The following is an 8,919-nucleotide window of genomic DNA, read 5'->3' on the forward strand; positions in this document are numbered from 1 at the left end:
GACACAAGGCCGCTCATACATTTGAACGCGTCAATCCAGAGATTACGCGATCGCCTGTAGGAGCGGCCTTGTGCCGCGAAAAGGGGCGCAAAGCGCCCCCAAGGCCTTACGCCCGATCCCGCTCCAGCAACGGTTTGAGGTAGTGCCCGGTATACGACTGTTTCATCGTACTCAGTTCTTCCGGCGTACCGCAGGCAATGATCTGCCCACCTTTCGAGCCACCCTCCGGCCCCAGATCCACCAGCCAGTCTGCGGTCTTGATCACATCCAGGTTGTGCTCGATCACCACCACGGTATTGCCGTGGTCGCGCAGGCGATGCAGCACATCCAGCAACTGCTGGATATCGGCAAAGTGCAGGCCCGTGGTTGGCTCATCAAGGATGTACAGTGTCTTGCCGGTGTCACGCTTGGAGAGTTCGCGCGATAGCTTGACTCGCTGGGCCTCACCACCCGACAGGGTGGTCGCCGACTGCCCCAGCTTGATGTACGACAGCCCCACATCCATCAACGTCTGCAGCTTGCGCGCCAGCGCCGGCACTGCGTCGAAGAACTCGCGGGCATCCTCGATGGTCATCTCCAGCACCTCGTGGATGTTCTTGCCCTTGTACTTGATCTCCAGGGTTTCGCGGTTGTAGCGCTTGCTCTTGCACACGTCGCACGGCACGTAGATGTCCGGCAGGAAGTGCATCTCCACCTTGATCAGGCCATCGCCCTGGCAGGCCTCGCAACGGCCCCCCTTGACGTTGAACGAGAAACGCCCCGGACCATAGCCGCGCGAACGCGACTCCGGCACACCGGAGAACAGCTCGCGGACCGGCGTGAAGATGCCGGTGTAGGTCGCCGGGTTCGAGCGAGGTGTGCGGCCGATCGGGCTCTGGTCGATGTCCACGACCTTGTCCAGGTGCTGCAGGCCATCCATGCTGGCATGCGGCGCCGCCTCCAGGCTGCTTGCGCCATTCAGGGCAGTTGCGGCCAGTGGGAACAGAGTGTTGTTGATCAGCGTTGACTTACCTGAGCCGGATACACCGGTCACGCAGGTCAGCAGGCCGATCGGGACTTCCAGGTCGACGTTTTGCAGGTTGTTGCCACGTGCGCCCTTTAGCTTGAGCTGTAGCTTCTTGTTGCGCGGGGTACGCTTGGCCGGCACGACAATCTTCTTGCGGCCGGACAGATACTTGCCAGTCAGCGAGTCGGGGTGGTCCATGACCTCCTGCGGCGAGCCCTCGGCGACGATCTGCCCACCGTGCACGCCGGCCCCCGGTCCGATGTCCACCACGTAGTCGGCCAGGCGGATGGCATCTTCGTCGTGTTCCACCACGATCACCGTGTTGCCCAGGTCGCGCAGGTGGTTGAGGGTGGCAAGCAGGCGGTCATTGTCTCGCTGATGAAGGCCGATGGACGGTTCATCAAGGATATACATCACCCCCACAAGACCAGCGCCGATCTGGCTGGCCAGGCGGATTCGCTGCGCCTCGCCACCGGACAGCGTATCGGCGCTGCGGTCCAGGGTGAGATAGTCGAGACCGACGTTGACCAAGAACTGCAGGCGCTCGCAGATTTCCTTGAGGATCTTCGCCGCAATCTCGCCACGGCGACCGGTCAGGGTCAGCTCGCCGAAATAATTGCTGGCTTCACCAATCGGCAGGTTGGTCACCGCCGGCAGGGTCTTCTCGCCCACCCACACGTGCCGTGCCTCTCGGCGCAGACGGGTGCCGCGGCAATCTGGGCAGGGTTGGGTGCCAAGGAACTTGGCCAGTTCTTCACGCACGGTGGCCGATTCGGTCTCCCGGTAGCGACGTTCCAGGTTCGGTACGATGCCTTCGAAGGGGTGCGAGCGCTTGACGATGTCGCCTCGGTCGTTGAGGTACTTGAAGTCGACGCTCTGCTTGCCGCTGCCTTGCAGGATCACCTTCTGGTGCTCGGCCGACAGCTGGCCGAACGGCTCCTCCAGGCTGAAGCCGTAGTGCGCGGCCAGCGAACCCAGCATCTGGAAGTAGTACACGTTGCGCCGGTCCCAGCCGCGGATCGCGCCTTCGGCCAAGGTGAGCTCGGCATTGACCAGGCGCTTGGTGTCGAAGAACTGCTTCACCCCCAAGCCATCGCAGGTAGGGCAGGCGCCGGCGGGGTTGTTGAAGGAGAACAGCTTCGGCTCCAGCTCGCTGATGGCATGGCCACAGACCGGGCAGGCGAAACGCGCGGAGAAGATCGTCTCTTCGCCTTGTTCGTCATCCATCGGTGCCACCAGGGCGATCCCGTCGGCCAACTTGAGCGCGGTCTCGAACGACTCGGCCAGGCGCTGTTGCAGGTCGGCGCGGACCTTGAAGCGGTCCACCACCACATCGATGCTGTGTTTTTTCTGCTTGTCCAGCTTGGGCAGTTCGTCGAGTTCATAGAGTTTGCCGTTGACCCGAGCGCGCACAAAGCCCTGGGCGCGCAACTCGTCGAACACTGCCAGATGCTCGCCCTTGCGCTCGCGCACAACGGGCGCCAGCAGCATCAGTTTGCTGCCTTCCGGGCGCTCCAGCACCAGGTCTACCATCTGGCTGATCGTTTGCGCTTCCAGCGGGATATCGTGATCCGGGCAGCGTGGAGTGCCGACGCGGGCGTACAGCAGGCGCAGGTAGTCGTAGATTTCGGTGATGGTGCCAACCGTGGAGCGGGGGTTGTGCGAGGTCGACTTCTGCTCGATGGAAATGGCTGGCGACAGGCCTTCGATGGTGTCGACGTCGGGCTTTTCCATCATCGACAGGAACTGCCGGGCGTAGGCCGACAGCGATTCCACATAGCGGCGCTGGCCTTCGGCGTACAGGGTGTCGAACGCCAGGGACGACTTGCCGGAACCGGACAGGCCGGTGATCACGATCAGCTTGTCCCGGGGCAGGGTCAGGTCGATGTTTTTCAGGTTGTGGGTACGTGCCCCACGAATCAGGATCTTGTCCACTGCGGCCTCGCTCGGCGGGCATAAACAAAGAAGTATACGGCGCCCTGCCAGTACGCGGCAAAGCGTCGCGTAGATGCCGTCAAGCTGTCGGACTGATAGAATCGCCGCCGGTTCACACGAGGTTAATCCATGCACGACACCCACAACGAGCGCATGAGTGGCGGCGAAACCCGCGCCGCTGGCGGCCTGGCCCTGGTCTTTGCCTTTCGTATGCTGGGCATGTTCATGGTCTTGCCGGTGCTGGCCACCTACGGCATGGACCTGGCCAGTGCCACGCCTGCGCTGATCGGCCTGGCCATTGGTGCCTATGGCCTGACGCAAGCCGTATTGCAGATCCCGTTCGGGATGATTTCCGATCGCATCGGCCGCCGGCCGGTGATTTACCTGGGGCTGGTCATCTTTGCGCTGGGCAGTGTATTGGCGGCCCAGGCCGACTCCATCTGGGGAGTGATCGCCGGGCGTATCCTGCAGGGCGCCGGAGCGATTTCCGCTGCGGTCATGGCACTGCTGTCCGACCTCACCCGCGAGCAGCATCGGACCAAGGCCATGGCCATGATCGGCATGAGCATCGGCCTGTCGTTTGCGGTCGCCATGGTTGTCGGCCCATTGCTGACTCGTGCCTTTGGCTTGTCAGGATTGTTCCTCGCCACGGCAGGACTTGCCCTGGTCGGCATCCTGCTGATCGCCTTTGTGGTGCCCAATACCCACAGCATCCTGCAGCATCGTGAGTCAGGTGTGGCGCGCCAGGCCATCGGCCCGACCCTGCGCCATCCGGACCTTCTGCGGCTGGATGTGGGCATCTTCATCCTCCACGCGATCCTCATGGCCAGCTTCGTCGCACTGCCGCTGGCCTTTGTCGAGCGCGGCGGCCTGCCGAAGGAGCAGCACTGGTGGGTGTACCTGACCGCGTTGTTCATCTCATTTTTTGCAATGGTCCCGTTCATCATCTATGGCGAAAAAAAGCGCAAGATGAAACGCGTGTTGGCCGGGGCGGTCAGTGTGTTGCTGCTGGTGGAGGTATTCTTCTGGCAGTGGGCTGACGGTTTGCGCGGACTGGTGATCGGCACCGTGGTATTCTTTACTGCATTCAACCTGCTGGAGGCATCGCTGCCTTCACTGGTGAGCAAGGTGTCGCCTGCAGGTGGCAAGGGGACGGCGATGGGGGTCTACTCTACCAGCCAGTTCCTCGGTGCTGCCCTGGGAGGAATCCTTGGTGGCTGGTTGTTCCAGCATGGCGGGCTGAACATGGTGTTCCTCGGTTGTGCGGTACTGTGTGCCATCTGGTTGGTTGTTGCCTTGCGCATGAACGAGCCGCCCTATGTGACCAGTCTGCGCATGCCGCTGACGCCAGAGGCAGTGCGGGAAGCCGGCCTGACCGAGCGCCTGATGGCTGTGCCAGGTGTGACCGACGCCGTCGTGGTGGCGGAAGAAGCCGCCATCTATATCAAACTGGATACGAAAATTTTGGACCGTACGACCCTTGAGCGCCTGGTGAACCCGGCCTCTTCGGCGTGCGAAGCCTAGGAGAACGTTATGGCCCGTGGGGTTAACAAAGTCATTCTGGTCGGTACCTGTGGCCAGGATCCCGAAGTCCGCTACCTGCCCAACGGTAACGCCGTGACCAACCTGAGCCTGGCTACCAGTGAGCAGTGGACCGACAAGCAGTCGGGTCAGAAGGTCGAGCGTACCGAGTGGCACCGTGTGTCGCTGTTCGGCAAGGTTGCCGAAATCGCCGGCGAATACCTGCGCAAGGGTTCGCAGTGCTACATCGAAGGCAAGCTGCAGACCCGCGAGTGGGAAAAAGACGGCATCAAGCGCTACACCACCGAGATCATCGTCGACATCAACGGCACCATGCAGCTGCTCGGCGGTCGTCCGCAGAACCAGCAGCAGGGCGGTGACCCATACAACCAGGGTGGCGGCAACTACGGCGGTGGCCAGCAGCAACAGTACAACCAGGCGCCGCGCCAGCAGGCCCCACGGCCGCAACAGGCCCCTCAGCGCCCGGCACCGCAGCAGCCAGCCCCTCAGCCAGCGGCTGACTTCGACAGCTTCGATGACGATATTCCGTTCTGATCCAAGCCGTTAAGCAGTTGGCAAAAAACCAAAAACCCAAGGCAGATGTCTTGGGTTTTTTTATGAGCAAACAGTGTAGTGCTGTGCGGGCTTTCCTCTAAAAAGAAAGCGGCGAAGATAGGGCGCCAGCTTCGCGATATTGCGGGAAACTCGGCAGCCCATTGAGTAGGAAAAGTGCCTATAAGAAGTTACCAGCTTTATTGGTTATAGGAAACGCTGACCGTAAATGTCAGAGACTTCTGAAATTCTAGTGGGGCGCACTTTTTCCTATGCTGATCGCTTAGTATTCACTTTTTAAAGGAGTGGATCATGCAAAGTGCTGAGAAGGAATGCCTGTTAGGTCAAATAAACCTGAAATCAGAGGCGCGAAACTACAATGTCTCCGGTTTTTCCGAGATATATGCAGCTCATCTTGAGGGGCCTGCTGGGGACGCTGCGTTTTACGGTCGAGTATTAATAGGCATTGGTTTGGCAATTTCCGCACTGGGCCTTGGCATCTTCCTGTTCGGTCCTGAGGTTATTTATTATGACCGGTTTTCAGGCCCTACTCTGGTTCAATACATACAAGCGAACTCCGGCCTCGTTGCAATTGCCGGCGGGTTGATAATGGCGTGGGGCGGGAAGCAGCGGGATGAAGGTATTGTTTATCGGGAGGATTTTCTCCTGTCCCATTACAAGTTTGTAACGGAAGATGGGCAAGATGTTAGCGGTCAGGTTTCTGTCCGATATCTGGAAGGCGATAATTTCAGTGTGTTCATCGACTTGTAGTCGAGCGAGTATGCTCGGGCCTTGTTAGAGTCACATTCGTCATTGATTCAAGTTATGCCTCTTACTTGACAGTCTGCCCTCAGTTCTTGGCTGGTGCCGTTCTGCTGCACCTGTTTGGTTGACGGCTACAAATCAAACCCTGTGACACCGAGTGCCTGTTGTAGTGGCCTCGCGTCGCGAAACGGGTGCATAGTGCCCCAAAATGGGAAGGCTACACCAATACCAGTCCAGTTCAATAAAACAACCGCGGCTCCGGTGAGTCCAGCAAGCTGACCAGCTTGGTCAGGGCAAAGCCCAGTTCCTGGCGGCTGGGGGCCATCAGGGCGATGCGCACGCCGCAGCTGGCGTGGCTGCGTTCTGGCAGGAACTGGCTGCCACTGACTACCGTGACTCCGTTGTTACGTGCCAGGTTGGCGAATTCGTCGCTTGTCCAAGGCTCCGGCAACTCCAGCCAGATATGGAAGCTGTTGGGCTGGCTGCGGATCTTGTACTTGCCAAGGATCTCCCGGGCCATTTGCTGGCGCTCGGCCGCCTCCTCCTGTTGCACCCGCACCAACTGGTCAGCCATGCCGCTGTTGACCAGGTTGCTGGCCAATTGCGCCATCAACGGAGAGGGCATCCAGACGCTGCTGCGTACCATCGACGAAAGCCGCGAGAGGGTTTGCGGTGGGGCGTACAGGTATCCGATGCGCAGTGCTGGCAGCACACTTTTGGACAGGCTGGTGAGGTATACCGAGCGTTCGGGCGCATACGCCGCCAGTGGCTGGTAATCCGGTGCGGGTTCAAGGAAACCGTAGATATCGTCATCGACGATGAACAGGTCGAACTCGCGGGCGATCTCGGCGATGGCCTGGCGCCGTGCGTGGGGCATGATCGAGTTGGTCGGGTTCTGGTGGGTGGTGACGCACACCAGCAGGGAAGGGCGGTGCTCCAGGCACGCCGCGCGCAGTGCCTCGGGAATCAGGCCGTGCTCGTCCATGGCCACGCCGCGCAGGCGGCGGCCCATGCTGTGGGCCAGGGAGATGATGCCTGGGTAGCAGAACGACTCGCACAGCACCACATCGTCGCTCTTCGACAGGCTGCTGATGGCCACCAGCAGGCCGTGCTGGGCCCCTGAAGTCAGAACTACCTGCTGCCAGCGCGCCTCGGGCAGCCAGCGCTGGATCCAGGCGGCACCGGCCTGCTTGTGGGTCGCATGGCCGCCATCGGTGACGTAGTCGAGTACCTGCGCCAGGCCGGGCGACGCGGCCAGCTCGTTTATGGCTCCGCGCAGCCAGTCGGTCATGTGGGCATCGTTGGGCTTGATGATCGACAAGTCAATCTGGCCGCTCTCACGTTCGGCGGCCACGGGCTTTGGCTGTGCGACCGGGGCAGGAGGAGAGCTTTGCAGCTGCCGTTGCTGCAGCACGAAGGTGCCGCGGCCGACTTCGCCTACCACCAGGCCGCGCTTGGCAGCTTCGTCGTAAGCGCGCCCGATGGTGCCGGGGGTCACGTTCAGGGACTCGGCCAGATCCTTGAGTGTCGGCAAGCGTTCGCCAGCCACCAGCCGGCCACTGCCAATGTCTTGTTCCAAGGCGTCGGCAATCATCAGGTAGACCGGCTGCGCCAGGTCGCTGTAGTGAGGAACCCACATAGAAATGGCACCAGAATCTGCGAGAACGCGGAAGCCTAGCACGAAAGGTCTGATGGAAGTAATTGTGTTTTCGTACAGGTAAATTACCTTGATTGAGTCGCTTTGGGTTGTTGTGCGTTCGTAGCGGACACCCGTCGTCAAAAGGCGATCCTTTCGCCGGCCGTACACCGTATCTCGTGACGATAGATAGAAATCTTTTGAAATCAATGAGTTGATTGAATCGATTCAATCCTTAAGGTTTACACTATCGAAAATGAATTGAATCGATTTTATTTTTGTAATTACAATGATTGAGTCGATTCAATGTGCGATTGCGGCCAGCGGCGTCAATCGCTGGCGTCGCACAGCTGTGAACGGCTTCAAAAAATACAACGTCTGCCGCCTCTGCCCGGCTTAGCACGACACCGAACGGCCTCAAGCCGCCTCAATGGAATATCACTCGAAATGGAAAGCGCACAACTGCATCAAGGGGCCGAGCCTCGGACCGCACTGGAGATCCGCCTGCCGTGGGTCACCTCCAGCGCCTGGCAAACCCTGCTGAACAACACCCCGCTCGATTTCGAGACGAGCAAAGAGCTTTACCCACAGATCAAGGATCAGGCGCAGGAAGTGCTGGGCAAGGCGCTGTGCCAGCAGATCCGCGGTTTTGTCGAAGACCCGCACCTGACCAGCATGATCGTGCGCAACTGCCCGCGCGACCGGGATATCCCGCCCACGCCCTATTCGGGCGTGCTCAGCCCGCGCAGCACACCCATTGCCCGCCTGGTCAGCCTGACCATGCAGAGTCTGATGGGGATCAACCCAGTGGTTTATGAAGGGGAGAACGATGGTCACCTGTTCCGCCATGTCATACCGTCGCGCAGTTCGTCCAGCCACAAGAGCTCCCATGGTTCGCGGCTGCGCTTTTCCTATCATGTGGACAACCCGGACCTGCCGCTTTCTTCCGAGCCGCTTGGCACCGCTTCCTGCTGCCCGGAGTACCTGTCGTTCTTCGGTATGCGCTGTGACCCGCGCATCAGCACCACACTGGTAAACCTCGATGCCGTGGTCGCAGCACTACCCCCATCGACCGTGCGCGAACTGTGCCTGCCCCAGTTCGAAATCCGTCGCCCGGACTCCTTCACAGGCAACCGCCGTTGCACCGCCGAGTTGCCAGTCCTGGCGCGTGGTCACGCTGGCGAATGGTTGTGCCGCTTCGACAGCGAAAACACCCACGGCCTGAACCTGCGTGCCGAACAGGCCCTGGGCAGCCTGCGCAGCGTGCTGGAAACCCGCCGCTTCGATGAGCCGCACCTGCTGCTGCCTGGCGATTTCATGATCTTCAAGAACCAGCGCGTGCTGCATGCCCGCGATGGCTTCGAGCCACAGAACGATGGTGCCGACCGCTGGCTGCTGCGTCTGTTCGCAGTAAACGACCTGAACCGGGTGCACTTCGCCCGGGCCGATCACCTCTACGAAGTTCTCTCCTGATCTCTTTCACTGACTCGATGGACGTACTGTT

General features: G+C 60.3%; 6 protein-coding genes. 4 read left to right on the plus strand and 2 right to left on the minus strand.

All coding sequences use genetic code 11. The annotated features are described in order from the left end of the window. Nucleotides 1-106 precede the first annotated feature (106 nt). The gene (gene uvrA / locus V3314_RS06220) at nt 107-2,941 is read right to left on the minus strand and encodes an excinuclease ABC subunit UvrA (protein WP_338460029.1); all 2,835 of its coding nucleotides are present in this window, start codon (nt 2,939-2,941) and stop codon (nt 107-109) included. Nucleotides 2,942-3,070: 129 nt separating this feature from the next. Between uvrA and V3314_RS06225 the strand changes: the two genes are divergently transcribed. The 3 genes from V3314_RS06225 to V3314_RS06235 all read left to right on the plus strand — a co-directional run bounded on the left by V3314_RS06225 (nt 3,071) and on the right by V3314_RS06235 (nt 5,785). Beyond that, a complete protein-coding gene (locus V3314_RS06225; protein WP_338460030.1) occupies nt 3,071-4,465 on the plus strand; it encodes an MFS transporter in 1,395 nt (464 codons plus the stop codon). A gap of 9 nt (nt 4,466-4,474) precedes the next feature. Then, nucleotides 4,475-5,017: a single-stranded DNA-binding protein gene (locus V3314_RS06230; RefSeq protein ID WP_046615922.1), complete on the plus strand. Its 543-nt coding sequence runs from the start codon at nt 4,475-4,477 to the stop codon at nt 5,015-5,017. Nucleotides 5,018-5,326: 309 nt separating this feature from the next. Next, nucleotides 5,327-5,785 carry a hypothetical protein gene (locus V3314_RS06235; protein ID WP_046615923.1) on the plus strand — a complete coding sequence of 153 codons (459 nt, stop codon included), beginning with the start codon at nt 5,327-5,329 and terminating at the stop codon, nt 5,783-5,785. Nucleotides 5,786-6,017: 232 nt separating this feature from the next. On the opposite strand, the gene V3314_RS06240 is transcribed toward V3314_RS06235, so the two are convergent. Further along, on the minus strand, nt 6,018-7,418 hold the full coding sequence (locus V3314_RS06240) for a PLP-dependent aminotransferase family protein (RefSeq protein WP_046615924.1): 1,401 nt from the start codon (nt 7,416-7,418) through the stop codon (nt 6,018-6,020). 444 nt (nt 7,419-7,862) lie between these two features. Between V3314_RS06240 and V3314_RS06245 the strand changes: the two genes are divergently transcribed. Continuing rightward, nucleotides 7,863-8,888, plus strand: coding sequence for a TauD/TfdA family dioxygenase (locus V3314_RS06245; protein WP_046615925.1), 1,026 nt, complete (start codon nt 7,863-7,865; stop codon nt 8,886-8,888). Nucleotides 8,889-8,919 lie beyond the last annotated feature (31 nt).

Origin of the sequence: Pseudomonas sp. TE3-3-F2023 (assembly GCF_036784815.1) — a bacterium.
Classification (GTDB): domain Bacteria; phylum Pseudomonadota; class Gammaproteobacteria; order Pseudomonadales; family Pseudomonadaceae; genus Aquipseudomonas; species Aquipseudomonas pudica.